The organism is Nocardia sp. NPDC051990 (assembly GCF_040680755.1).
GTDB lineage: Bacteria > Actinomycetota > Actinomycetes > Mycobacteriales > Mycobacteriaceae > Nocardia.
This window is the reverse complement of the sequence record NZ_JBFAXH010000034.1, coordinates 1-24642: the sequence shown is the minus strand read 5'-3', so window position 1 is coordinate 24642 and position 24642 is coordinate 1. Positions and strand designations below refer to the sequence as shown.

Below are 24642 nucleotides of genomic sequence, written 5' to 3'. Positions count from 1 at the left end.
CCTCCCGAGCCACAACAGAGGCAAACAGTCATCAGCTACACCCCACCGCCCTGGGCATCCAGGGCATCAACCCCAGACACTACAAACTTAGGGAAACCGTCATGCGATCGTCATGTGCGATTATCTGGTGTGGTGGATCCGGTGACCCTCGTCCGGGCCAGAATGGCGCGTATTACATCGGGTGTCGCGAAACCGGAGAAGGGATCGCAGTTCCTGTGTTCTGCCGCATATGCGATGTGGCAGGAACTGCCGACCAGTCACAGAAATACCGACGGCGCCTGTAATGAGCCCATCGTCGAGTGTATTCTGCAAAGAATTGCCGCCGACGAGAACCTGCATATGGCGCTGAAGGTCGAGTGTCAACCAGGGAGCGTGGTGATGGTCGCACAGACGTTGTCGCGCAGGAGTTTCGGGGCGGTGTCGAGTGGGATGTCATACCAGAGATCGAGTTCCAGTCGATTCCCGGCACCGATCGTCACCTCGGTGGATTGACGTTTGATGGCCATGGCATCGTTGCTGACCGGATGCGCGGTGCCCGCGGCGTCGTCGAGTTCGTAGTCGCTGGTGCGGGTCGTGTGAAATGTGTTGTCGGCATTGGCAATCGCCACTCGGATCCGAACGAACTGCCCCTTGGGCAGCCATTCGGCATGCGTGCCGAAAATATAGCCGTGGCCCAGTTCGACGACGAGCGCGGTCAGCTCCAATTTCGAACAGTCCGCCGGTGTACGGACGTACTCGGTAGTGGTAATGGTCGGTGTGCTCGGCGTCGGTGTCGGGTCGGCGCAGGCGGCGAGTGGGAGAAGTAAGAGCGCAAGTAGCTGACGCACCCGTTTCATGCTAGAACCCGAATCACCCTGATGTGCACGTATTGTGGACCGGAACCGATGGGATGGCAATGCATGGCGGTCGTCTGACCAGCCGCGCCCAGGGATGCCGATCAGGTTCGGGGGGCGGTGATTTCGAGTTCTCGGAGGTTGGGGCGCGGGGTTGGAGTTGTCAGTTCGAGGCGGATGTAGCGGGTGGGGAGGGAGCCGTTGGTGGGGTCGGGGAGATGGTGAATGTGGTCGGGGTGGGTGCGGTCCGGTGGGGGAGGATGCGGTCGATGGGGGTTTCGTGGCCGAGGTCGACCGACGAGGACAGCCGCGAACGCGATACCCAATGGAATGGTGGTGCGATGCTCGCATGGCGGAACAACGGCGTGCGTGCCGAGCCGATCCGCACAATCGGCGCGGTGGGCATTCGGATGTCCGGATCGATCCGGCGTGCGTGCGACCTGTGAACGTTCAGCAAACTTCAGGACGGCGGCCGAAGATGCTGGTTCACTACTAGAAGGCAGTGTGATCTGCATCATCTCGGGTGGGATCGTCACGCCCGCCCGCGACCCCAGGCAACCGACGAGTGAACGGAGATACCGATGCCTGTTCGAAGCACACCGTGGTCCGAGGGCACCCCGTGTTGGGTCGACTGTCAGGTCGACGACCCGGTGAAGGCGAGCGAGTTCTATGCCGGTCTGTTCGGCTGGACTATCGAAAGCGGCGGGGATGAGGCCGGCGGATATCTGATGGGATCGAAGGGCAGGAACGCTGTAGCCGGAATCGGTCCCAAGCCGCAGGCGGGCATGCCTTCGGTGTGGACGACCTACCTCGCCGCCGACGATGTCGACGCGATCGCCGAGCAGGTGGCCGAGGCCGGCGGCCAGGTGGCCATGCCCCCGTTCGACGTGCTCGACGCCGGGCGCATGTTCATCGGGGTCGACACCGTCGGCGCGATATTCGGCGTCTGGCAGGCCGGCGCGCATAACGGCGCCGCCGTCTACAACGAGCACGGCGCCTACTGCTGGAACGAATTGCACACCCGGCAGCTGGCGACCGCGAAGAAGTTCTATGCCGACGTCTTCGGCTATACCTACGCCGATATCGGCGACGGCAAGAACATGATCTACGCGATGTTCACCCCGCGCGGTGGCGACGAGCCCGCGGGCGGCATGAACGACGACACCGTGATGCCCGGCGAGCCCGTGCCCAGCCACTGGCTGGCCTGGTTCCAGTTCGACGACGTCGACGCCGGGGCGGAGCGGGCCGTCGAACTCGGGGCGACGGTGCTGATGCCCGCCACCGACTCGCCCGCGGGGCGGATGGCGATCGTCGCGGCGCCGCAGGGCGAGGTATTCGGGATCATCGACACCAATGTGATGGTGGGCGATATGCCGCAGTAGTGAGTGTCGCAGCAGCCGTCACAGGGCCCCGCCGCGGCGGGGCCCTGTGGTCAGCGCTGAAACAGACGTCGGATACACGTACGGATGCCGACCGCGTCGCGAGGTACTGGAGCAACGGTTTCGGCGGTCGCCTCGGCCGAGGTCGCCTGAGCGAATCGCACGTGCAGTTGTTCGCGGACCTGGTCCGAAGTGTAGGCACGGCGACGGCGCTCAGCGCGCACGACCACCACACCGGTCGCGACCACACCGGCCGCACCCGCCAATCCCACTGTCTTCCACCACCTCATACCGCATACGCTACGTCCATGACGGGGACGAGCATCAGTCTCGATCGGGCGCTCGAGCTCACCAGAACCGGCGACATCTGGCTGTTCCGTGGCCATTCGGCGGCCGACCGGGCGATTCGGATGACGACGAACAGTCCGGTGAACCATGTCGGTATGTCGGTGGTGCTCGACGATCTGCCCGCGTTGATCTGGCATGCGGAGCTCGGCCGATCTCTGCCCGATATGTGGTCGGGCGTCGCGCACCGCGGCGTCCAGTTACACAACCTGCGTGACGCGGTAATGGTGTGGGCATACCGCTATGGTCAGCAGGCCTGGTTGCGCCAATTGAACTGTCCGGCAACGCGGGAGATGGAAGACAGCTTGCTGCGCACCATCGCTCGACTCGACGGCACCCCGTTTCCCTCCACCGCCGCTCTCGCCGGACGCTGGCTACGCGGCCGCGCACGCCTGCCCCGTCGCCGATCGCGCCGAGCAGCTGTCCAGGAGTTGGAGAGCGCGTACTGCGCGGAGATCGTGGCGGCGACCTACCAGTCGATGGGATTGCTGCCGCAACACCGAAGCCCCAACTGGTACGACCCCGGGAGCTTCTGGAGCGGCGACGGACTGCAGCTGAGTCGCGGCTACGAACTGGGTGGCGAAATAGCCGTGCAAACACCCGCCCCGCCGAACGCCTGACCGGCGAACTTCACACCGCGCCATTGCCGGTGCTCGGGCTGTTGTGGTCGTAACACGGATAGCTCAGAATAATTGCGTGGATCTGTCCACGCAGTCCCACACCCTTCCAGAGCGCATCGCACGCGGTGTTGCCCGCGGGACTTCGCTACTACCTGTCGGTGTGAAGCGCCTCATCGCGGGCAAACCGATCCGCGTCGACGACCAAGAGCTCGACCTGGACGCCCAAGCAGGCGTGCGATTGCTGAACCTCGTGGTCACCAAGTCCTTCGACCGCTTGCCCGTCGAGGAAGCCCGTGCTCAGGCCACGTCGGAGGCCTGGGTTTTCGGTGACGAACTACCGGTCGAAACCGTGCACGACATAACCATTCCAGGCCCGGCCGGCGAGATTCCCGCCCGGCTGTACCGCCCGTCCGGGATCGATGGCCCGGCCGCGGCATTGGTGTACTACCACGGCGGGGGATGGGTACTCGGCGATCTCAGCGCCAGCGATTCGGTCGCCCGCTACCTCGCCCGGTACGCGTCCCTGATGGTGATCGCCGTCGACTATCGACTGGCACCTGAGCATCCCTTTCCGGCCGGCTTGGACGATGCGCTCGCCGCATTCGCTCATATCGCGGCCAACGCGTTCGAATTCGGCATCGACGCCCATGCGATCGGTGTCGGCGGTGAGAGCTCGGGCGGCAACCTGGCCGCGGTCATCGCACAGCAGACCGCGCTGGCCGCGCGGAAGTCACCGACGCCGGTCCCGGCATTTCAACTGCTTTTCATGCCGATCACGGATGTGTCCACCAAACATGGGTCCTATCGGCTCTTCGGTGACGGCTACTTCCTCACCGAGGCCGTCATGGACTGGTACAAGAACCACTACTTGACCGACCTGGCATTGGTGACCGACCCGCGCGTTTCGCCGCTACTGCAAGATGATCTCTCGGGTGTGGCACCGGCATACATCGCGGTCGCGGGATTCGACGTGTTGCGGGACGAAGGCGAAGCGTACGCAAGGAAACTCGCCGCGGCCGGGGTGCCGACCGCGATTCGTCGCCACCCCGGGGTGATACACAGCCTCGTGAACGCCACCGGTATCAGCCCAATCGCCAGGGAAGTATTGCTGGAAGCGTCGGGTGCCCTACGCATGGGCCTCACCGCGCTCGCGGGCCTACCCGACGGAGCACCGAAGACACCCTCCTGAACACCCGTGGATGTCGGCGATGGGGGCTCGTTATGTCGTATCCCTGGGTTCACCTTCCGCACCGGCGGCGAGAATATGCGCTGCTCGAAACCACGCATCGAGTTCTATCGAGAACTCCTCGACCGCCTCGGCGCTCGCGCCGGGGTGGATGGTCACCCCGATCAGCGATTCCGGTGCGCGCGTGGCCGATCCGATCGAGGACTACACGGCCGATCGGACTTCGGTACTGGCGCGCGTAACCGGATATCCGAAGCGCGGACAGTCCACGCAGATGGTAGCCAGAAAGGCGCGGACAATCGCGGAAGCACCCGAATCACGCCAAACCTACCTGTGTGACAGCGACGTTCGGCTCTCGTTCTTGATCCGACGATTCACCCCCGCTCGAGTCTATGCGCGGCTCGTTGGCCGCTACTACTGCTTTTGGCAGGAGCGTTCGCGGGCGGTACCGGTAGTATCACCACGGTCGAACGGGCGCCCGAGGAAGCGGGGGCTTGTCCGGCACGTGCCGTTCGCTGGATGGTTTTCGCAGTAGCCCATCCGCCGACGACACGGCAGGAGAGGCAGTGATGACCAACCGATAGGGGCAGGCGATGGCACCGGCTCTGAGATGTCTTGTCTGGGAACTGGACAACACCCTCTGGGATGGTGTCGTCTGCGACGCGACCAGCGGCGCACCACGCCCCAGTGCCCTGCGCACCTTGCGGAAGCTCAGCGAGCGCGGCATCTGGCATGCCGTTGCCAGCCGTAGCGACCGCTACCTCACCCTCAACAAGCTCTACCGGCACGGGCTCTACGACACGTTCTCGGCGATCGAGATCGGCTGGGGCCGCAAATCGGCGTCGGTATTGCGGATCGCACACACCCTCGGCCTGGAATTGGACACCATCGGGTTCATCGATGCCGAACCGGTGGAGCGGGCCGAGGTAACCCGGGCGCTCCCGCGCGTGCGCTGCTATGCCGCCCGCAATGCCGATGTGCTGCCCGCACTTCCTGACTTCCGCCCGGTGTTGCGCACGGGTCCGTCGCCTACGCCGCCTATGGGCTTCGCGAGCGTTCGAGGCTAGCGCGCCCCGTGGGCGGGAATAAAGACCTTCGGCGGCATCGCTCGAGTAGCTCCGGTGCGGGAATTGTCGCTATTCTCTGAGCGTGTCGGCGGTCATGCCCGGACCAACGGCGATGAATCCCTGGCGGTTCGTCGTCGGATTCGGTGTGGTCAGTCTGCTCGCCGATATCGTGTACGAGGGCGCTCGCGCGGTCACCGGCCCGTACCTGGCCTCGCTCGGCGCGAGCGCTGTTCTGGTGGGTGTGATCACCGGTGCGGGTGAGGCATTCGCGCTCGCCGGTCGTTTGGTGAGCGGCGCGCTGACCGATCGGACGCGCGCCTACTGGCCGCTGGCGTTCGGCGGCTACACCCTGACCGTCGCCTCGGTTCCGCTGCTCGGGTTGGCGACCGGGCTGTGGTCGGCCGGGGTGCTCGTCATCGCGGAGCGGGCTGGTAAGGCGGCGCGCAGTCCTGCGAAGGATGTGCTGATATCGCATGCGGCGGCGGCTGTCGGTCGAGGTCGTGGGTTCGCGGTACACGAGGCACTCGACCAGATCGGTGCGCTGGTCGGGCCGCTCGTCGTCGCGGGGATACTTGTGCTTTCGGCGGGCGACTTGCGCCCTGCGTTCTACGCACTGGCGATACCCGGTGTCGCCGTCTTGGTGGCGTTGGCGCGGTTGTGGGCCCGCGTGCCGAATCCGGCCGCATACGAACCGGCGGTGCGCACAACCGAAACCGCAACGGTGCCAACCAGATTGTCGTCGCAATTCTGGACTTACCTGACCTTCGCGGCCGCGACGACGGCAGGTTTCGCCGGCTTCGGCCTGCTCGCCTTCCACCTGGCCACCCACCAAGTCGTCCCGGTGGCGGTCATCCCGGTTGTCTACGCCGCGGCAATGGCCGTCGATGCCATCGCCGCCCTGCTCACCGGCTGGTGCTACGACCGCCTCGGTGTCCGAATCCTCATAGCGGTGCCGGTACTGACGGCCCTCATCCCGCCACTCGCCTTTCAGGACAATGCGATTCCCGCAGTCGTGGGCGCATTGCTCTGGGGTGCCGTGCTCGGCGTGCAAGAATCGACACTCCGCGCCACCGTCGCCGACTTGGTCCCGGCGCATCGACGCGGTGCCGCCTACGGTGTTTTCGCCGCCGGTTCGGGCCTGGCCGCCTTCGCCGGATCCGCGCTGTTGGGCTTGCTCTACACCCGTTCCCTGACCGCCGTCGTCAGCGTCACCGCTGCCATACAACTGGTGGCGCTGCTCGTCTTCGTCGGCGGAGGAACATTCGGCGCCAGGGTGAAGCGCGGCGCGACCGCGCTGTAGGCCGCGGTCGATGGCGAGTCCGAACGGCCTGGCGGCGATCGAATCGCGGGCCTGTCCGCGTGGTCGGCAGCGGTGCGGATGCAGGCGGGGAATGATGTGGCCATGGTGAATGATCCGAACGGTCCCGATATCAAGCCGCGCAGTCGCGACGTCACCGATGGCCTGGAGAAGACGGCTGCGCGCGGCATGCTGCGGGCGGTGGGCATGGACGACAGCGACTGGGGCAAGTCGCAGATCGGCGTGGCCTCCTCGTGGAACGAGATCACGCCGTGCAATCTGTCGCTGGACCGGCTTGCCACGGCGTGCAAGGAGGGAGTATTCGCGGGCGGCGGGTATCCGATGGAGTTCGGGACCATTTCGGTCTCCGATGGCATTTCCATGGGGCACGAGGGCATGCATTTCTCGCTGGTATCGCGGGAGGTCATCGCCGACAGTGTGGAAACCGTGATGCAGGCCGAGCGGCTTGACGGTTCGGTGCTGCTGGCCGGATGCGATAAATCCCTGCCGGGGATGCTGATGGCGGCGGCGCGGCTGAACTTGGCGAGTGTGTTCCTGTACGCGGGCTCGATCCTGCCCGGCATCGCGAAACTCAGCGACGGCAGCGAGCGCGAAGTGACGATCATCGATGCGTTCGAGGCGGTCGGCGCCTGTTCGCGCGGTTTGATGAGTCGCGCGGATGTGGACGCCATCGAACGGGCTATCTGTCCTGGTGAAGGCGCGTGCGGCGGCATGTACACCGCAAACACTATGGCGAGCGCGGCCGAGGCATTGGGTATGTCGCTGCCCGGCAGTGCGGCACCGCCCGCGACCGATCGGCGCCGCGACGGTTACGCGCGGCGCAGCGGTGCGGCGGTGGTGGAACTGCTGCGGCGGGGGATCACGACGGCCGACATCCTCACCAAGGAGGCCTTCGAGAACGCCATCGCGGTGGTGATGGCATTCGGCGGGTCCACCAATGCGGTACTGCATCTACTCGCGATCGCGCACGACGCGAAAGTCGAGCTGGAACTGGCGGACTTCGCTCGCATCGGCCGCCGGGTGCCGCATCTCGCGGATGTGAAACCCTTCGGGCGGCACGTGATGACCGACGTCGACCGGATCGGCGGCGTGCCGGTGATGATGAAGGCACTGCTGGACGCCGGGCTGCTGCACGGCGATTGCCTGACCGTCACCGGTCGCACGGTCGCGGAGAACCTGGCGACCATCGCGCCACCGGATCCGGACGGAAAGGTGGTGCGGGCCATGGCTTCTCCGATCCACCCGACCGGTGGTATCACCATCCTCGCCGGATCGCTCGCGCCCGGCGGCGCGGTGGTCAAATCGGCAGGTTTCGATTCCGACGTATTCACCGGTACGGCACGGGTTTTCGATCGCGAGCGGGCGGCGATGGATGCGCTCGAGGACGGCACGATCGCGGCGCGCGATGTGGTGGTCATCCGCTACGAAGGGCCAAAGGGCGGTCCCGGTATGCGCGAGATGCTCGCGATCACTGCGGCCATCAAGGGTGCGGGCCTCGGCAAGGACGTGCTGCTGCTCACCGATGGGCGTTTCTCCGGCGGCACCACCGGTCTCTGCGTCGGCCATATCGCTCCCGAGGCGGTTGATGGTGGGCCGATCGCGTTCGTGCACGACGGTGACCAGATCCGCCTCGATGTCGCCGCGGGCACCCTCGACCTGCTCATCGCCCCCGAAGAACTCGACCGCCGCCGCGACGGCTGGAAACCCTTGCCGCCGCGCTACACCCGCGGCGTGCTCGCCAAATATTCGAAGCTGGTCGGCTCGGCATCGTTCGGGGCTGTCTGCGATTGAAGTAAGAGCATTCGGTCGCCACGCTTGACACCCGCACCGGAGGGCGCAGTCGTCGGTATCGCCGCGTAGCGGGATGCGGACTCATCTCTGGTGGCCTGGATCACCGCCGGCTCAGGGCAATTCGGGGAGCACGTCGATATCGAGCTGCCGCAGGCGAGCGGGATCGGCGATCACCTCGTAGCTCGCGATTCGGTGGTCCTCGACCCGGACCACAAGTGCGAGTAGCAGTTTGCCGCGCGGAGCGACAATGATGCCGACCGCGCCATCGACCAGCGCGAGCGTGGCGACCTGGGAGCGGCGGCGCAGGATGACGGTCTCGCGTGCGACCGCTTGCGCGCCGCGTGCGACCGGCGCCATCCCGGCAGGCAGCGCGGCCGGATCGGCCGTACGCACCACATCGGGCGCCAGGACGGCGAGCAGTGCGTCGAGATCACCGTTGCGGGCGGCGGCGAGGAAGGCGTCCACGACCTGCCGCTGTTCGGCGAGTTCGGCGGTGGTTGCGGTCGCATCGCCGTGCGCGCGAGATCGGGCGCGGCTGGCGAGCTTCTTGGTGGCGGCACTGGTGCGCCCGACGATCGGCGCGATCTGATCGAATGGCACGGCGAACATATCGTGCAACACGAACGCGACCCGTTCATCGGGACCGAGCGTATCCAGCACCACCAGTAGCGCGCGTCCGACCGCATCGATCAGCAGCGCTTCGCTTTCCGGATCGCGGTTGTGGGCGGCCTCACTGCCGCCGGCTGCCTGGTCCTCTACTTCCTCGGCGCAGAGATCGCCATCATCCGAGCCAAGTGGTACACCGACCTCGCCTACCCCCTGCCTTACCTGATCCTGTCCGCAGCGTCCCTCGCCCTGTTCGCCTACGCCTGATCGGTCAATGCGCACTGTGCCGACGATCCTGCCGCCCGCGATCTGCTGGATCAGCTCGTCCACCTATGGGGGAGCGATCGGTCGAGCCGGGCGGTTCGGCATTCCATGCGGCACAGCGCTTTATGCGCACATGCATCAAATGCGATATTGCACGGCATGCCATTTTGCGCCCAACTTTGCGGTGCCGCTGCCCGGGACCACGGATTCCTTGTCCGCTCGGTGCATTCCCGCATGGAGTCCGGCGGATCCGACCCGGCTCTACGCCCGATCGCAAGCGGCATCGAGCGCATTCGCCTACGACACCACGCTGACCCGGTGGATGAACTGAGCCGCCTGTCGCCGATGAATACGCGCCGTGCATGGGTGTGTCCGCGGATTCGGATGGTCTCGTCGACGAGCCGCGCACAATGGAGAGTGGACCGCCGACTAGCGTCTCGACAAGCTCGGGGAGCGGGATGGTCCGGATCGCATGGCGCCGCGTGGCGCACTTATCTGACCAGGCCCGTTACCGAATATGTATTGCCCTGGAATATTTAGCCAAGCTAACATGTTACTGAATACAGGCGTCTTCAATCTGCAGGAAAGACCGACGGTCGGCATGCGACCGAAGGAGGCTGGCATGATTATCGATACGCGTATGGAATCGGTCATGAGCCGCATCGCCGACCTGTATGCCACCTATCCGGACATTCGCGACGCGCGACCGATACCGGAGACTTCCGCCGCGATCCGAGAACCTGGAATGCGGCCATCACAGATCGTGGCGACGGTCATGGCGGCCTACGCCGATCGCCCCGCGCTCGGGCATCGGGTCCTCGAACCCATCACGGACGAGTCGGGACGGTGCACGCTGCGACCGCTGCCCGAATTCGCGACCATCACCTACGGCGAGTTGTGGGCGCGCGTCGGTGCGATCGCCGCAGCCTGGCAGCACAATCCCGACAACCCCATCGAAGCAGGCGACTTCATCGCCACATTCGGCTTCACCAGCGGCGACTACGCCACGCTCGATCTGGCGTGCCTGTATCTCGGCGCGGTCGCTGTACCGCTGCAGGCCGGCGCCGCGCCGAAGCAATTGTCCGCGATCCTGGCCGAGACCGCACCGCGTATCCTCGCCGCCACCCCCGAAAACCTCGCTACCGCAGTGGAATGCGTCCTCGCCGGACCAGCGCCGGAACGCCTCGTGGTCTTCGACTACCACCCTGAGGACGATGATCAGCGCGCCGCATTCGAATCCGCTCGCAGTCGCCTGGCGAACACTCCGATTGTGGTGGAATCGCTGGAGTCGGTTCTCGAACGCGGTCGTACCCTGCCGTCCGCACCGCTGTTCGTACCCGACGACGACGCCTTGGAACTGCTGATCTACACCTCCGGCAGCACCGGAACTCCCAAGGGCGCCATGTACACCAGCCGGTTGGTGGCCGCGATGTGGATGGCCCAGCCCGAGGTCGCGGGAATCAGCCTGAACTACATGCCGATGAGCCATGTAGCCGGACGTCTATCGCTCTACGGAGTGCTGGCCCGTGGCGGCACCGCGTATTTCACGGCCAAGAGCGATATTTCCACGCTGTTCGAGGATTTCGGGCTCGTCCGGCCGTCCGAGGTGTTCTTCGTGCCACGCGTGTGCGATATGGTCTTCCAGCGTTATCAGAGCGAAATGGAACGTCGTTCGGAGCCTGGTATCGACCGCGCCGAACTCGACCGTGCGGTGAAAACCGAATTGCGCGAGGACTTCCTGGGCGGCCGATTCACCTCGGCCATTGTCGGCAGTGCGCCGCTGGCCGCCGAGATGAAAACCTTCATGGAGTCGGTGCTCGAGATGGACCTGCACGATGGCTACGGTTCGACCGAGGCCGGCGGCGCCGTCATGGTCGACCATATGATCCGCCGTCCACCCGTGCTCGACTACAAGCTGGTGGACGTGCCGGAGCTGGGATACTTCGGTACCGACCAGCCGCATCCGCGCGGTGAGCTGCTGCTCAAGACCACCACCATGATTCCCGGGTACTTCAAGCGTCCCGAGGTCACCGCGGAGATCTTCGATGCGGACGGTTTCTACCGGACGGGCGACATCGTTGCCGAGTTCGCCCCCGATGAACTCGTCTACCTCGACCGCCGCAATAATGTGCTGAAGCTGTCCCAAGGCGAATTCGTCGCGGTCGCGCGCCTGGAAGCCGTCTATGCCAGCAGCCCGCTGCTCGAGCAGATCTTCGTATACGGCAGCAGTGAACGCGCCTATCTGCTCGCGGTCGTCGTCCCGACCGAGGAGACATTGCACCTCGCCGACCCCAAAGCGGCACTGAGTGATTCGCTACAGCGAATCGCCAAGGAGGCCGATCTCGAGTCATATGAGATCCCCCGTGATTTCCTCATCGAAACCGAACGTTTCACCACCGAAAACGGGCTGCTCACCGGCATCGGCAAGTTGTTGCGTCCCAAACTGATCGAGCGCTACGGCGAGCGGCTGCAGCAGCTCTATACCGAACTGGCCGAAGGACAAACGAACGAACTGCTCGCACTACGTCGCGAAGCCGCCGACTTGCCGGTTCTGGAAACCGTGAGCCGAGCCGCGCGGGCCTTGCTCGGTTGTGCGACAACCGATCTGCGACCGGATGCGCATTTCACCGATCTGGGCGGCGATTCCCTGTCCGCGCTGTCGTTTTCGAATCTGCTCCGCGATATCGTAGCCGTCGACGTGCCGGTGGGCGTTATCGTCAGCCCGGCCAACGGGTTGCGGGAGTTGGCAGAGTACATCGAGTCGGCGCAGGGCGGTGGCGCGATCCGGCCCACCTTCGCCGCGGTCCACACGCACGCCGGACTCGCACGTGCCGATGAACTGACACTCGACAAGTTCATCGACCCGCAAACACTGTCCGCCGCAACGACTCTCCCGCACACGACCGAGACTCGGACGGTGCTGCTGACAGGTGCCAACGGTTACCTCGGCCGCTTCCTGTGCTTGGAATGGCTGGAGCGACTGGACAAGTCGGGCGGCACGCTCATCTGCATCATCCGAGGCAAAGACGCCGCGGCAGCGCGGGAACGGCTCGAAGCGGCTTTTGACAGCGGTGATCCGGAGCTGCTGCGGCACTATCGCGAGCTAGCCGCCCGCCGCCTCGAAGTGCTGCCTGGCGATATCGGCGAACCGAATCTCGGCCTGGACGATGCGACCTGGCATCGGCTGGCCGATACCGTCGATATGATCGTGCACCCCGCCGCACTGGTCAACCATGTCCTGCCGTACGACCAGCTGTTCGGACCCAATGTGGTCGGTACCGCGGAAATCATCCGCCTGGCCATAAGCTCGCGGATCAAGCCCGTAACGTATCTGTCCACCGTGGCCGTCGCCGCCCAGATCCCGCCAGCGTCCTTCGAGGAGGACGGCGATATCCGGGAACTCAGCCCAACGCGCGCCATCGACGACAGCTACGCCAATGGCTACGGCAACAGCAAATGGGCGGCGGAGGTCCTGCTGCGGGAGGCGCACGATCTGTGCGGACTTCCGGTCGCTGTCTTCCGATCCGATATGATCCTGGCGCACAGCCGATTCGGCGGCCAGCTCAACGTTCCGGACATGTTCACCCGACTGCTGCTCAGCCTCGTGGCCACCGGCATCGCCCCGTACTCCTTCTACGAGACCGATGCCGACGGCAAACGCCAACGCGCACACTACGACGGGCTGCCCGTCGATTTCACCGCAGCGGCGATCACCACCATCGGCACCGAGGCGCGCACCGATTTCCGCACCTTCGACGTCCTCAATCCGCATGACGACGGCATCTCCCTCGACGAATTCGTCGACTGGCTCATCGAATCCGGCCATCCCATCCGGCGGATCGATGACTATCAGGAATGGTTGCGCCGATTCGAAACCGCGCTGCGCGGGCTTCCCGAGAAACAGCGCCAGGCCTCGCTGCTACCGCTACTGCACGCCTATAGCCGACCCGATCGGCCGATCCGTGGCGCCGCGCTCCCGGCAAGCGGTTTCACCGCGGCCGTGCGAGCAGCGAAAATCGGTGCCGAACAAGATATTCCGCATCTGACGCCCCCACTCGTCGAGAAGTATGTCAGCGATCTGCGGTTGCGTGGACTGCTGTAGTCAGCTGAGCTCGAGAATACTGATGGTGAGTCGGGTGGCGTAGTCGACCACCTGATCGCGATTGGCCTCGACATCGCCGTCGAGCCAATCGAGGAACAGTGCGACGAGCGCGCCTGATATCGCGCTGACCGGCAGCGGTACCCGGCCCGGTGCGGAGGTGAAGCGCGCGGCCTGCTCCGGTGCGAGTTGGGCGGCGACGAGCGTGACGAAGGCGGGCAGTGCGTCGGTACCGCGAGCGCGCAGTGTGTCATCGGCCAGGGTTTCGCGAAACATGATCCGCCCGCGGCGCGGATCATCCGCGAAATACTGCGCCGCGGCGTCGAAAGCCGCTCGGGCACGGGCGGTTTCATCGACGGGGGCATCGCTCAGCCGGGTGGCGACGGCATCGACGAGGCCCTGTGCGGTCTGGTCGTAGATCTCGATGAGCAGGGCTTCACGATCGGCGAAGTTCTCGTAGAAGTAGCGCAGGCTCAGGCCCGCTGCACGGCACACCGCCCGCATCGTGGTCGCCGCCGCCCCCTCGCCGCCGAGCAGCGCGTAGCCGGCGCGCACGAGTTGCTCGCGGCGCTCGGCGGCGCGGCTGGCCATGGTGCTGCCGCGCCAGGTGGTGGCGGACGAACTCACGGTTTGGATCATGTCATGCGCCGCTGGACTCGCCGCGCTGGCGTTGTTCCAGCTTGCGCAGCAGCGCCCGCAGTTGCTCGTCGGTGCTGAGGTACTGGTCCATCAGCACATTGATGGCGCCGCGCAGCAGGGAGTAGGGCTCCCAGACCCGGGGTGCGATGGTGCGTGGGGCCCGGTGCGCGATGCCATCGGCGATGGCCAGCGCGGCCTGAGCGGCGCTGATGCGCTGGTTGAGCGGCCAGGGCAGCTTGGCGTCGGCGGCGCGGCCGAATTCGTCGTTGTCGAGCGTGTGGTGGGTCATGGCGGTGTCGACGATGCCGAAATAGGCGACCCCGGCCGTGGCGCCGGAGGCGGCGAGTTCGACCCGCAGTGCGCGGCCCAGCTGTTCTACACCGGCCTTGCTGATCATGTATGGGGACCCGCCCATACCGGGCGCGAATGCCGCGCAGGAGGAGACCACAACGACGTGTCCGCCGGTGACGACGATATCGTCGAGGGCCGGTCGGACGGTATTGAAGACGCCGGTCAGGTTGACCCCGATGACCCGGTCGAAATCGGCGGGGTCCATGGTGCGCAGCGTGGCGGGCGTCGGGGGGATGCCGGCATTGGCGACCACGAGATCGATGCGGCCGAAGCGGTCACGGATTGCCGCCATCGCGGCGACCATACTGTCGCGGTCGGCGACATCGGCGTACAGCGGGACCGCACGCGACCCCAATCGCGATGCGGTAGTGCGGACCTTGGCCTCATCCAGGTCGAGCATGACGACCCGGGCGCGGCGACGGTGCAAGATCTGCGCCAGTTCCGCACCGATGCCGCGTGCGGCGCCGGTGATCACCACCACCTTGTCGGCCACGTCGAAGGTGTCATCGGTCGGCAGCAGCCGCAGCAAGTTCATGATGCCTCGATCAGGTAGGCGTCGGAATCGAATCGCATGGTGCGCCTGGCGTATTCGAAGCTCCAGTTCGGATACAGCCCGGCATTGTGCCGACCGTCGGCGGTCTGGTAGTAGCTGCGGCAGCCGCCGGTGACCCATACCGTGTCTCGGCTGCGTTGCTCCATCTCCTCGACGAAGTCCCGCTGTACCTGCGGACGCACCTCGATACGACGAAGTCCTTTGTCGCGCATATTCTTTACCGCGTCGACGATGTAACGGATCTGGGCCTCGATCATGAAGATCGCCGACTGGTTTCCGGCCGCGCCGAATGGGCCGAGGGTGGTGAAGAAGTTCGGGAATCCGGTGACGGTGGTGCCGAGATAGCTTTGTGGGCGTTCGCGATACAGTTGTGCGAGGGTGCGCCCCGCGGTGTCGTGTGCCGCCTCGAATATCCGTGGCGGCACACCGAATCCGGTGCCCCAGATGATTGTGTCGACCTCGTGTTCGGTGCCGTCGACCGTGACGATCGATCGCTGCCGGACCTCCGCGATCCCGGCGGTCTCCACCTCGACATTGGGCTTGGACAGCGCGGGATAGTAGGCGTCGGAGAAGATCGCGCGTTTACAGCCGATCATGTAATCGGGCGTCAGCTTCCGGCGCAGTCGCGGATCGGGAACCTGCCGAAGCAGCTGCAATCGACCCAGCGCCTCGAACGGATGGCGGAACCGCTTGTCCACGAATCCGACCAGCCCGAACCCCTCGATGCCGGTGAAGTACGCGGCGCGGATCATTTTGCCCAGCAAGGGCATTCGGCGCAGGAGCGTGCGCTCGACGGTGCTGGTCGCCCAATCCATGCGCGGCACGATCCACGGCGCCGAACGCTGGAACACCGTGAGGCGTGCCACGATGGGCTGGATCTCCGGGATGAACTGCACCGCGGACGCGCCGGTGCCGATCACCGCGACCCGCTCACCGGTCAGCTCGTGGTCGTGATCCCAGTGCAGCGAATGGAATTGGGTGCCGGTGAAATTCGCGATCCCGGGCAGGCGGGGGATCTGTGCTTCGCTGAACGGTCCGATCGCCGAAACCAGTACATCGGCGGTCAGTGACCCTCGCCCGGTACGGATGCACCACCGTCCAGCGGCCTCGTCCCACCCGGTGTCGAGTACTTCCGTGTCGTACCGAATATGTTGCGGTACATCGTATTTATTCGCCACACCGCGCAAGTAGTCGAGGATCTCCGGCTGGGTGCCGTAGCGGCGCGACCAATTCGGGTTCGGGGCGAAGGAATACGAATACAACATCGAAGGCACGTCGCACGCACAGCCCGGATAGGTGTTGGCGCTCCAGGTGCCACCGAGGTCGGAACCGCGTTCGAGGATGACGAAGTCGCGGAACCCGGCCTCGCGCAGCTTCACCGCCAACCCGATACCCGCGAACCCGGCCCCGATGACAACGATCGGCACATGGTCGGGTCGCGTCGTCGGCTGGTCCATCTGCACTCCTGCGGACGAGTCCGCACTCGAAAGCATTGGAATCGGTCGATTCCAATGGAATCAGATGATTCCTTTACGGTGGGTCAGGTGTCAAGGCCGAGCGGTGTCATCGCAGCTCAACGGGTCGGATCGAGGGCTCCGCGCTCGGTTCCACAGCGGGCCGCGCGTGGATGGACAGCGTGTGCGTATGCGTAGGCAGTCGCCGAAGTTCGCAGGTCGGTGTGTCAGTCCGCGACCATGCGAACTGTCCGCATCGAGCTGTCGGCGGCGTCGACGCCGAGGATTCGCCGCACCCGGTCGTCCGCGGCCGGCGGGGTGAGATCGTATTCATGGTATTCGGCCAGGGCATCGCGTAAAGGAGCTCCGGCATGGTCCACATTGCCGACCTACGCAGGGCGCGCGGCAAACGGCCCGTCGGCGGGTTTGCCCGTGGCGCGCTGGTCGGCCTTCGGAGGAAGATGTGTAGTACTCCGCCGCAGAAATGAGGTGCGCGATGGGAAAGCTGGATCAGAATGCGATCGATCTGCTGACCGCCCAGCATGAGCAGATCCGGCGCCTGCTCGACAAGTTGAAGTCGGGCCAGGACGATAAGCGGGAACTGTTCGCCGAGCTGGTGCGCCTGCTCGCGGTGCACGAAACCGCCGAGGAGGAGGTTGTGCACTCGGTGGCGCGGCGCGCGTCCTTCGGCGCCGACGACATCATCAGGCCCAGATTGGCCGAGGAGAACGCGGTGAAGCACGCGCTGGCCGAACTGTACGACTTGGGCGTCGACCATCCCGATTTCGATGCCAAGCTCGCCGAATTCGCCGATAAGGTCACCGAGCATGCCGCACATGAGGAGACCGAGGAATTCCCCTTCCTGCGCAAACAGTTCTCGGTGAACCAACTCGAACGCTGGGCCGGCATGGTGCGCGCCGCCGAGAAGCTCGCCCCGACCCGACCGCATCCGCACGCGGGTGAGACCGGCCTGGCGAACCTCGTGACGAGCCCGCCGCTGGCCGTATTCGATCGAGTGCGCGACGCCCTGCGCGACATGCGCTCGCACTGAAACTATTACTGGCAGCAGCTGGATACCGGTGCGGTGCGGGTGGTGGGGACACCGAGTTCGGCGGCGACTGCGGTGATCGCGGCGACGCCGACGGTGTGGTACCGATCGACGAGATCGGTCATGTATGGAAGGGGTCGACGAGTCCGACGTCGTTTTCCTGGTTCAGTGGGCCGTCTGGAGCCAGTCCTGATAGTGCGTGGGTGCCAGGTATGCGTCCGGTCCTGCGGTGAGTACATCGCCGGTGACGGCTGCGAACATGCCAGCCTTGTCGTCGGTGATCACGGTGCGACTGTCGTGCTCGGCCGCCAGGGTGAGTCTGCCGAGTTCGTCGAGAGGGAAGACGTCCGGACCGGCGACGTTGCGGATCCCTTGTAGTGGGGCGCCGGTGGCAACCTCGACGACCGCGTCGACGACGTCCGCGGCGGCCATCGGCTGGATCGGGGTCGCGGGCAGGCGGACGGTGTCGCTGTCGGAGGTCCAGGACAAGGTCGCGTCCATGAACTCGAAGAACTGGGTTGCGCGCACGATGGAGTACGGCGTCGGACCACGCCGGAGCAGGTCCTCCTGCAGGGTCTTGGCTCGGTAATAGCCCAGTTCGGGCACCTGGTCCACACCGACGATCGAGAGGACGACCTGGTGCCCGACACCGGCACGCTCTCCTGCCGCGAGCAGATTGTTCATGGAGGTGCGAAAGAAGTCCACCGACGCCTCGTCGAAGGTCGGCGAGTTCGCCACGTTGACCACGACGTCGGCGCCCGCCAGCGCCTTGTCCAAGCCCTTCCCGGTGATCAGGTCGACACCGGTGGACGGTGCCGCGGGGACGGCCTCATGTCCGGCTGCGATCAGCTTCTGGACAACTTGTGAGCCTATCCGTCCGGTACCGCCGATGACTACGAGCTTCATGGTTTCCCCTTTCAAGGCGTGCCACCGGGCATGCCGGAGGTTCTTCATACAGGTCGATTGCCTTGATGTCCGAAGTCCTGTGCACTGCGGCGGCCCAAACCTCCTTTCTCCCGCGTCCGTGGCACTAGTAGTCGGCTACCCTGCATCCCACCAGCAAAACAGTGATCGAATGTGCCTGTCGGAGACTGATGAAATTCGGACTCCGACTGCGCGACTCCACGGCACGTCGTTGACCGCGAACGACAGTTCGTCGCCGAGGCCGGGCACGAGTTAGCGGTTCGGCCGGTGACATCGCACCTCGGTGGTGGCCACCGGATCGCGCCCGGCGTCGCCGCAACCGAGGCGGCAGGCCGCGATCCCGACCACCGAACAGGAGGTGCGACCGGAGTACGCCGGAAAGGGGCAATGAGGTCTGACTGCGCTGGTCAACAGGTTTGCGCGGCAGCGGCGAGCGAGAGAAGCCAGGCTCAACTCCGAAGCTAGGGCCAGGCGCCAACTGGGTCCTGTAGCGGGTCAGCCGCGTCGGCGGGGGCTGGACAGCGTTTCGGTGGCTTGGTGGACGGCGGTGAGGCCGGGTTTGACGTAGCGCTGTACCGATCGCAGGGATTTGTGGCCGGTCTTGGCCATGATGACGTTGGCGGAGACGTTGGCCTCGCCGAGATGGGTGGCCGAGGAGTGGCGGAGTTGGTGCAGTCGTAGCCCGTTGCTGTAGTGGGCGAGCAGGGTGCGGGCGCGGTCGTAGCCGAGTCGGGTGTGGCCGGTTTCGGGGCAGATGTCGCGTGGGTCGGTGGTGGCGTGGCGGTGCGGGCCGGGCCGGTGTTCGGACAGGAACAGTGGCCCGCGTTCACGTCCGGCGATCAGGCGGGGCAGCAGGTGGGCGGTGTCGGTGCCCCAGGTGATCCACATGATGTCGCCGCCTTTGGCGGTGATCTTGGCTTGCTTGTTGGGTAGGTCTAGATCCTCGATGTTCAGCGCGAGCACCGCGCTGGCGCGGCTGGCGGACTCATACAGCATCCGCCACAGCGTCTTTTCCCGCAGCGGTGCGTCGCGGCGACGGCAGAGCCGGTCGATGCGGGCGCGGGAGACGGCCTTGGTGTCGTCGTTGTTCTCGCGCTGCCGCTCCACCGAGCTGGGCAGCGCGGGGCTGGCCCAGTGTTGTTTGTTCGCGCACCAGGCCAGCCAGGAGCCGACCGCGGCGCGGTTGCGGTTCCAGGTCGCCGGCTTGGTCTGGCCCCACAGTTCGGTGAGCGCGTCGCCGATCTCGGTGTCGTCCACGTCGGCGAGTTTGCGGCCGGGACCGATCGCCTCGGCGGTCCGGTCGAGCGCGTTTGTGTAGGCGCGCAATGTGTTCGCGTTGCTCTTGATCTTCGGGGTGTCGAGGAAGGCGTCGATGGCGGCGCGCACCGTCGGTCCGCCGGTCTGGGGGGTTGGGCATCGCCGGGGTTGCAAGTTGGTCACCGTTGCCGCCATGATCCGCCTTGCTCGATCGACCTACCGGATAACGTGCACGAGTCGTGCAGTCAGCGGTGCGGTGTTCGCGCTGGTCGCCGCTCCTCGCTGTGGTTCAGGCTACCGGATAATGGGCTGTTATCCGGTAGGTGCGGCGACAGGTGCGTTGTCAGACGGTTTGTAGATCCGGAGAAAGGCGTGTATCGCACTGGCGACGAGGGCGTCGATGTCTGTGTCAGTGAGGGGGAGGGTGCCGAAGAACGAGAGGCCCTGCGGTGGGTTGCAGACCAGGGCGGTGAGGTGGCGTGCGGCTTCGTCGACGTCGTCGATGTCGAGGAGTCCTTGGTCAGCGATCCGGCGGAGATGTTCGCTGAGCGTTCGTCGGCTCTGGTCGGCTCCGGTGCGGCGCCAGGTATCGACTGCGTGCGGGAAGTGGGTGGCCTCGGCGATGACGAGCCGGAGCAGGGCTGCGTGCTCAGGGAACAAGACCGTCATGTGCACCCAATCGTGGCTGAAGGCGATCAGATCACGTTCCAGATCGCTGATGGTCCCCAGATGCCGTTCGGCGATCTCGGCGAACCGGTTGGTGACCGGTGCGATGGTCTCCTCGATGACCGACAGGAACAGTTGCTCCTTGTCGGCGTAGTGGTTGTAGATGGTCCGTTTCGAGACCCCGGCGGTAGCCGCGATGGTATCGACGCTGGAACGCGCGAAGCCCTCCCGTAGAAAGACCTCTTGGGCGGCCCGGATGATGGCCTGGCGTTTCTCGGCCAGCAGGCCGCGGGCGCCGAGCGCTTGTTGTGTCATGAACGGCTCCTTATGAGGCGCGTGCGTGCACTGATCAGTTTACATAGGTAGTCTGCACCGTGTAGTTTACACTCGTGATCAGCTTGTTTTCTCGTCGAGTCGTTTTCTGCGCCCGGCCTTCCCATCGGAAGGCCGGGCGGTGACACCGGCGATTCATGACCCGGACGCTGCCATGAGCGCCGGGCCTGGCCGGCTGGATCCTGCACTGCTCAAGCTTGCGGGCATCGTGGTGGCGGGCGCGCTGGCCTCCTTGCTGGACACCACGATCCTCAGTGTCGCGATCACCGGTCTCGGCCGTCAGTTCGATGCTTCCCTGCCGACGCTCCAGTGGGTTGCGAGCGCCTACCTGCTGGCGATGGCGGTGGCAATCCCTCTCACGGGCTGGTCGGTGGAACGGTTCGGCGCCAAGACAATGTGGATGTCTGCTCTGGCGGTCTTCGTTGTCGCCTCGATGTTGTGCGGTCTGGCCTGGTCGATCGGAAGCCTGATCGTCTTCCGCGTAGCGCAGGGCCTGGCCGGTGGGATGATCTTGCCGCTGGCGCAGACCATCCTGGCCCAGGCGGCCGGGCAGTCCCGCTTCGGCCGCGTTATGGCGCTCGTGGCCATCCCGGGGCAGTTGGCGCCGATCATCGGTCCTGTCCTGGGCGGCGCGCTCATCGACGGTGCGGGCTGGCGGTGGGTGTTCTACATCAACGTGCCGATCGTCGGTCTGGCCTTGCTGCTCGCCTGGCGTGGCATGCCGCGCGAACGCCCGGCTGGACGCCCGCCGCTGGACGTCATCGGGCTGGCGCTGCTCTCGCCAGCACTGGCGGCACTGATCTTTGGCCTGTCGCAGACCGGCCGGGGCATCGGCAACGCAAGCGTCATTGCCAGCCTCGTCATCGGCATCACCCTGACCGGGGCGTTCACCTGGCACGCCTTACGAGCAAGGATCACCCCTCTGCTCGACCTCTCGCTCCTCGGCATCCGCTCGTATGGGCTCGTCGCGATCCTGACGTTCCTATCCGGGGCTTCGATCTTCGGTCCCATGTTCCTGCTGCCCCTGTACTACCAGCGGGTCCATGGCCTGTCGGCCGCCGAGGCCGGTCTCATGCTCTCCCCGCAAGGGCTGGGCACCGCGCTATCGCTGCTGATCGCAGGACGGCTCAACGACCGCGTCGGCCCTCGCCCGGTCGTCCTGGCCGGTCTGGCCGTGACCGTCATGGCCACCATCCCCCTCACCTGGTCCGGAACCGGAGACCTCGTGCAGATCATCACACTTCTGGTACGGGGGATGGGTCTGGGTGCTGCGGGGATCGCCATGATGGCTGGCGCCTACCAGGGGCTGCACCGCGATCAGATCCCCGGTGCGACTGGTCTGACCAGCGTCATCCAACGCATCGGCGGGTCGTTCGGCACCGCCGTCCTGGCCGTCATCCTGCAACGCGCCAGTACCGGCGTCACAACACCCTCCGGCCTGGCCGGCGCGTTCGGTGACACGTTCTGGTGGACAGTCGGATTCGCCCTCATCGCCCTCATCCCGGCCTGGCTATTGCCCCGCACGACAACTCGATGACTCTCGTAAGGAAACCTGATCATGCTCCGTATCGCCATCATCGTCGCGAGCACCCGCCAGGGACGCTTCGGCGACACCGTCGCCCGCTGGTTCACCGACCAGGCGCAACAGCGTGCAGACCTCGACCTGGACGTCATCGACCTGCGCGACGTGCCGCTGCGGCCGGTGCAGCAGCCACCGTTCGACTGCGACGACCCAGCGGTGCACGCCCTGGCCGCCCGCATCGACGCCGCAGACGGGTTCGTGGTCATCACCCCGGAGTACAACCACGGCTACCCCGCCGCACTCAAACTCGCCATCGACTCCGTCTACCACCCATGGAAGGCCAAGCCGGTCGCATTCGTCTCCTACGGAGGGATCGCCGGCGGCCTGCGGGCCGTGGAGCAACTGCGGCTGGTCTTCGCCGAACTGCACGCCGTGACAATTCGCGACACCGTGAGCTTCCACATGGCCCACAACCAGTTCGACGAACACGGCGTTCCACATGACCCGGACGACGTGAACAAGGCCGCGAAGACCCTCCTCGACCGGCTCACCTGGTGGACCCGCGTCCTGCACGAGGCACGCGCAACTCAGCCGTACGGCTGCTGACCCATCACCGCCGATGAAGAGACAGCGAACCGAAAGAGATAGATCGGTCATGGCCCGAGCAATGGTGTTTTCCGCCTACGGACCCCCGTCGGTCCTGCACCAGATCGACGTCGACGCGCCGCAGGCGGGGCCCGGGCAGGTCCGGGTCCGGGTCAAGACAGCCGGTGTCAACCCCGTGGACTACAAGATGCGCCGCGGCGACTTCGCCGACATCGCTCCCGCGCGTTTCCCACAGACCCTGGGAAACGAGTTCGCGGGCGTGGTCGACCAGGTAGGCAACGGTGTGACGGAACTTGCGGACGGCAGCCAGGTGCTCGGGTTCACCTCAGCCGCCGCCTACGCCGAGTACGTCGTCGTAGGCGCTGACCAAATCACGGCCAAACCGGCCGGCATGCCATGGGAGGCCGCCGGTGCCCTATCGGCCGCCGGCCAGACCGCCTACAACGCCCTACGCGAGCTCCGCGTCGCCACCGGAGAAACGTTGCTGATCCACGGGGCCAGCGGCGGAGTGGGCACCATGGCGGTGCAGCTCGCCCGATCGGCCGGCGTCATTGTGGTCGGCACCGCTAGCCCGGCCAATCACGACCACCTCGGCTCCCTCGGCGCGATCCCGATCGCCTACGGAGACGGGCTCATCGCGCGGGCGCGGGCACTGACTCCGAACGGAATCGACGCCGCCCTCGACCTCGCCGGCGGCGAGGCCATCACCGCCTCCATCGCACTGGTCACCGACAAAGACCGCATCGGCACCACCGTCGACGCCGAAGCCGCCCAGAAATTCGGAATCCGGCGACTCCGCGGCGCCCGCTCCACACAGACCCTGGCCACACTCGCCGACCTCCACACAAAAGGCGAGCTGCAGATCTTGATCTCGGCGACCTACCCTCTTGACCAAGCCGCAGCTGCACATCATGACCTCGAGACCGGTCACGTCCGCGGCAAGATCGTGCTGACCACCGACTGAACTGACAGCCCCGGTGCGAATGTCAGGCTGTTCCGGTGGGGAACAGGGCTCGCGGTTCGAGGTCCAGGCGGGTGACCGGCTCCCCGTCGGGTGGGGTGAGGTTGAGTACCCAGTCGCCGAAGCGGCGGATCGTGCGCGTGATGTAGGGGGTGATGGTCGCCAGGTCATCGGGATCGACCGGATGCCCTTCAGCCGCAAGCGCGTTCGCGGCATCGGTGATGTCCAGGGCGGTGGAGTAGATCGCGCAATTGGCGACCAGCTCGTTGAACTTCACCACCCGTTCCTGATGGTCGGGGTCGTTGTGGCCGATCAGCTTCCCACCGAACATCAGCCACGCCGCGAACCCGTGGAACGCCTCCACCCGGTTGGTTATCGCCGTGATCTGCTGGCGCAGTTCGGGTTCGGACAGAAACCGCAGCAGCGTGATCGTCCTGATGACGCGACCCAATTCCCGGAATGCCTTGTACAGGCGGTTCTTGCGGGAATGGTTACCGAGCCGGCGCAGCAGCGTCACCGACGACAATCGTCCTTCCCGGATCGAGATCCCGGTCCGCAGCAGATCTTCCCAATGTTTCTCGATGAGGTCCCAGTCGATGACGTGGTCACCGAACAGCGCATCTACCCATCCGCAGCGAAACCCTAAACGACCAGCCCGATCGCCGCGACCGAACCAGCGTCGTCAGCGTCCATTGCCCCTTTCTGACGTACTCCGGTCGCACCTCAACAGCCGAAGACCCCGCCCGGCCGCAAGGGCCGAACGGGGTCGGGTGTCCCCAGCGAACGCCACTGGGATCTTCCCCACTACCTACTTCGCCGG

The 24642-nt window shown here is 65.6% G+C and carries 23 protein-coding genes and 1 pseudogene; 13 read left to right on the top strand and 11 right to left on the bottom strand.

Annotated elements, in window-relative coordinates; genetic code table 11:
* Positions 1–162: 162 nt before the first annotated feature.
* Positions 163–285: pseudogene (locus AB0L63_RS32530) on the top strand (acyl-ACP desaturase); the annotation flags it as partial.
* A gap of 74 nt (positions 286–359) precedes the next feature.
* On the opposite strand, the gene AB0L63_RS32525 reads toward AB0L63_RS32530, so the two are convergent.
* Entirely contained in the window at positions 360–836 is a 477-nt protein-coding gene (locus AB0L63_RS32525; protein WP_364508950.1) for a hypothetical protein, read from the bottom strand.
* Between the two features lie 266 nt (positions 837–1102).
* On the opposite strand from AB0L63_RS32525, the gene AB0L63_RS32520 reads away from it, so the two are divergent.
* Both AB0L63_RS32520 and AB0L63_RS32515 read left to right on the top strand, forming a co-directional pair.
* On the top strand, positions 1103–1279 hold the full coding sequence (locus AB0L63_RS32520) for a hypothetical protein (RefSeq protein WP_364508947.1): 177 nt from the start codon (positions 1103–1105) through the stop codon (positions 1277–1279).
* Positions 1280–1414: 135 nt separating this feature from the next.
* Positions 1415–2215 carry a VOC family protein gene (locus AB0L63_RS32515; protein WP_364508945.1) on the top strand — a complete coding sequence of 267 codons (801 nt, stop codon included), beginning with the start codon at positions 1415–1417 and terminating at the stop codon, positions 2213–2215.
* 50 nt (positions 2216–2265) lie between these two features.
* Here AB0L63_RS32515 and AB0L63_RS32510 read toward each other — a convergent pair whose 3' ends face one another.
* Positions 2266–2502 (bottom strand): hypothetical protein, encoded by a 237-nt coding sequence (locus tag AB0L63_RS32510; protein WP_364508942.1) that lies wholly within the window; start codon positions 2500–2502, stop codon positions 2266–2268.
* An 18-nt stretch (positions 2503–2520) separates the two neighbouring features.
* Here AB0L63_RS32510 and AB0L63_RS32505 point away from each other — a divergent pair, with 18 nt between their 5' ends.
* The 5 genes from AB0L63_RS32505 (at position 2521) to ilvD (ending at position 8539) form a co-directional block, all read left to right on the top strand.
* On the top strand, positions 2521–3177 hold the full coding sequence (locus tag AB0L63_RS32505; protein ID WP_364508940.1) for a hypothetical protein: 657 nt from the start codon (positions 2521–2523) through the stop codon (positions 3175–3177).
* Positions 3178–3253: 76 nt separating this feature from the next.
* Entirely contained in the window at positions 3254–4366 is a 1113-nt protein-coding gene (locus AB0L63_RS32500) for an alpha/beta hydrolase (protein ID WP_364508937.1), read from the top strand.
* A gap of 590 nt (positions 4367–4956) precedes the next feature.
* Positions 4957–5430, top strand: a complete 474-nt coding sequence (locus AB0L63_RS32495) for a hypothetical protein (RefSeq protein WP_364508934.1) — start codon at positions 4957–4959, stop codon at positions 5428–5430.
* A gap of 94 nt (positions 5431–5524) precedes the next feature.
* Positions 5525–6730 carry an MFS transporter gene (locus AB0L63_RS32490; RefSeq protein WP_364508931.1) on the top strand — a complete coding sequence of 402 codons (1206 nt, stop codon included), beginning with the start codon at positions 5525–5527 and terminating at the stop codon, positions 6728–6730.
* Positions 6731–6832: 102 nt separating this feature from the next.
* A complete protein-coding gene (gene ilvD, locus AB0L63_RS32485; protein WP_364508928.1) occupies positions 6833–8539 on the top strand; it encodes a dihydroxy-acid dehydratase in 1707 nt (568 codons plus the stop codon).
* A gap of 111 nt (positions 8540–8650) precedes the next feature.
* Here the strand turns inward: ilvD and AB0L63_RS32480 are convergent, their stop codons facing one another.
* Complete coding sequence (locus tag AB0L63_RS32480; protein ID WP_364508925.1) at positions 8651–9475, bottom strand: sigma factor-like helix-turn-helix DNA-binding protein; 825 nt, start codon at positions 9473–9475, stop codon at positions 8651–8653.
* A gap of 556 nt (positions 9476–10031) precedes the next feature.
* On the opposite strand from AB0L63_RS32480, the gene car reads away from it, so the two are divergent.
* A complete protein-coding gene (gene car / locus AB0L63_RS32475; RefSeq protein ID WP_364508922.1) occupies positions 10032–13511 on the top strand; it encodes a carboxylic acid reductase in 3480 nt (1159 codons plus the stop codon).
* Here the strand turns inward: car and AB0L63_RS32470 are convergent, their stop codons facing one another.
* From AB0L63_RS32470 to AB0L63_RS32455, 4 genes are all read right to left on the bottom strand, one after another.
* Positions 13512–14135: a TetR/AcrR family transcriptional regulator gene (locus tag AB0L63_RS32470; protein ID WP_364508919.1), complete on the bottom strand. Its 624-nt coding sequence runs from the start codon at positions 14133–14135 to the stop codon at positions 13512–13514.
* 13 nt (positions 14136–14148) lie between these two features.
* Complete coding sequence (locus tag AB0L63_RS32465) at positions 14149–15033, bottom strand: short-chain dehydrogenase/reductase (protein ID WP_364508917.1); 885 nt, start codon at positions 15031–15033, stop codon at positions 14149–14151.
* Entirely contained in the window at positions 15030–16508 is a 1479-nt protein-coding gene (locus AB0L63_RS32460) for an NAD(P)/FAD-dependent oxidoreductase (protein WP_364508915.1), read from the bottom strand. The genes AB0L63_RS32465 and AB0L63_RS32460 overlap by 4 nt, the downstream gene beginning before the upstream one ends.
* Before the next feature lie 224 nt (positions 16509–16732).
* Positions 16733–16885 (bottom strand): hypothetical protein, encoded by a 153-nt coding sequence (locus AB0L63_RS32455; protein WP_364508912.1) that lies wholly within the window; start codon positions 16883–16885, stop codon positions 16733–16735.
* 116 nt (positions 16886–17001) lie between these two features.
* On the opposite strand from AB0L63_RS32455, the gene AB0L63_RS32450 reads away from it, so the two are divergent.
* Positions 17002–17556, top strand: coding sequence for a hemerythrin domain-containing protein (locus tag AB0L63_RS32450; protein WP_364508909.1), 555 nt, complete (start codon positions 17002–17004; stop codon positions 17554–17556).
* 162 nt (positions 17557–17718) lie between these two features.
* Here AB0L63_RS32450 and AB0L63_RS32445 read toward each other — a convergent pair whose 3' ends face one another.
* From AB0L63_RS32445 to AB0L63_RS32435, 3 genes are all read right to left on the bottom strand, one after another.
* Positions 17719–18459, bottom strand: coding sequence for an NAD(P)H-binding protein (locus AB0L63_RS32445; protein ID WP_364508907.1), 741 nt, complete (start codon positions 18457–18459; stop codon positions 17719–17721).
* A 513-nt stretch (positions 18460–18972) separates the two neighbouring features.
* Positions 18973–19917: a site-specific integrase gene (locus AB0L63_RS32440; protein ID WP_364508905.1), complete on the bottom strand. Its 945-nt coding sequence runs from the start codon at positions 19915–19917 to the stop codon at positions 18973–18975.
* Between the two features lie 129 nt (positions 19918–20046).
* A complete protein-coding gene (locus AB0L63_RS32435; RefSeq protein ID WP_364508901.1) occupies positions 20047–20715 on the bottom strand; it encodes a TetR/AcrR family transcriptional regulator in 669 nt (222 codons plus the stop codon).
* A gap of 226 nt (positions 20716–20941) precedes the next feature.
* Between AB0L63_RS32435 and AB0L63_RS32430 the strand changes: the two genes are divergently transcribed.
* The 3 genes from AB0L63_RS32430 to AB0L63_RS32420 are packed head-to-tail and all read left to right on the top strand — an operon-like array spanning position 20942 to position 23825.
* The gene (locus AB0L63_RS32430) at positions 20942–22270 is read left to right on the top strand and encodes an MDR family MFS transporter (RefSeq protein ID WP_364508898.1); all 1329 of its coding nucleotides are present in this window, start codon (positions 20942–20944) and stop codon (positions 22268–22270) included.
* A 21-nt stretch (positions 22271–22291) separates the two neighbouring features.
* Positions 22292–22861: an NAD(P)H-dependent oxidoreductase gene (locus AB0L63_RS32425; RefSeq protein WP_364508895.1), complete on the top strand. Its 570-nt coding sequence runs from the start codon at positions 22292–22294 to the stop codon at positions 22859–22861.
* Between the two features lie 49 nt (positions 22862–22910).
* A complete protein-coding gene (locus tag AB0L63_RS32420; protein ID WP_364508892.1) occupies positions 22911–23825 on the top strand; it encodes an NADP-dependent oxidoreductase in 915 nt (304 codons plus the stop codon).
* 22 nt (positions 23826–23847) lie between these two features.
* On the opposite strand, the gene AB0L63_RS32415 is transcribed toward AB0L63_RS32420, so the two are convergent.
* Positions 23848–24438: a Tn3 family transposase gene (locus tag AB0L63_RS32415; protein ID WP_364508953.1), complete on the bottom strand. Its 591-nt coding sequence runs from the start codon at positions 24436–24438 to the stop codon at positions 23848–23850.
* Between the last annotated feature and the right edge of the window lie 204 nt (positions 24439–24642).

Bases quoted from the DNA above. Each gene is read 5' to 3' on its own strand.
- AB0L63_RS32525 (WP_364508950.1), bottom strand. From the start codon at position 836: ATGAAACGGGTGCGTCAGCTACTTGCGCTCTTACTTCTCCCACTCGCC.
- AB0L63_RS32520 (WP_364508947.1), top strand. From the start codon at position 1,103: ATGGGGGTTTCGTGGCCGAGGTCGACCGACGAGGACAGCCGCGAACGC.
- AB0L63_RS32515 (WP_364508945.1), top strand. From the start codon at position 1,415: ATGCCTGTTCGAAGCACACCGTGGTCCGAGGGCACCCCGTGTTGGGTC.
- AB0L63_RS32510 (WP_364508942.1), bottom strand. From the start codon at position 2,502: ATGAGGTGGTGGAAGACAGTGGGATTGGCGGGTGCGGCCGGTGTGGTC.
- AB0L63_RS32505 (WP_364508940.1), top strand. From the start codon at position 2,521: ATGACGGGGACGAGCATCAGTCTCGATCGGGCGCTCGAGCTCACCAGA.
- AB0L63_RS32495 (WP_364508934.1), top strand. From the start codon at position 4,957: ATGGCACCGGCTCTGAGATGTCTTGTCTGGGAACTGGACAACACCCTC.
- AB0L63_RS32490 (WP_364508931.1), top strand. From the start codon at position 5,525: ATGCCCGGACCAACGGCGATGAATCCCTGGCGGTTCGTCGTCGGATTC.
- ilvD (WP_364508928.1), top strand. From the start codon at position 6,833: ATGGTGAATGATCCGAACGGTCCCGATATCAAGCCGCGCAGTCGCGAC.
- car (WP_364508922.1), top strand. From the start codon at position 10,032: ATGATTATCGATACGCGTATGGAATCGGTCATGAGCCGCATCGCCGAC.
- AB0L63_RS32465 (WP_364508917.1), bottom strand. From the start codon at position 15,033: ATGAACTTGCTGCGGCTGCTGCCGACCGATGACACCTTCGACGTGGCC.
- AB0L63_RS32460 (WP_364508915.1), bottom strand. From the start codon at position 16,508: ATGGACCAGCCGACGACGCGACCCGACCATGTGCCGATCGTTGTCATC.
- AB0L63_RS32450 (WP_364508909.1), top strand. From the start codon at position 17,002: ATGGGAAAGCTGGATCAGAATGCGATCGATCTGCTGACCGCCCAGCAT.
- AB0L63_RS32445 (WP_364508907.1), bottom strand. From the start codon at position 18,459: ATGAAGCTCGTAGTCATCGGCGGTACCGGACGGATAGGCTCACAAGTT.
- AB0L63_RS32435 (WP_364508901.1), bottom strand. From the start codon at position 20,715: ATGACACAACAAGCGCTCGGCGCCCGCGGCCTGCTGGCCGAGAAACGC.
- AB0L63_RS32425 (WP_364508895.1), top strand. From the start codon at position 22,292: ATGCTCCGTATCGCCATCATCGTCGCGAGCACCCGCCAGGGACGCTTC.
- AB0L63_RS32420 (WP_364508892.1), top strand. From the start codon at position 22,911: ATGGCCCGAGCAATGGTGTTTTCCGCCTACGGACCCCCGTCGGTCCTG.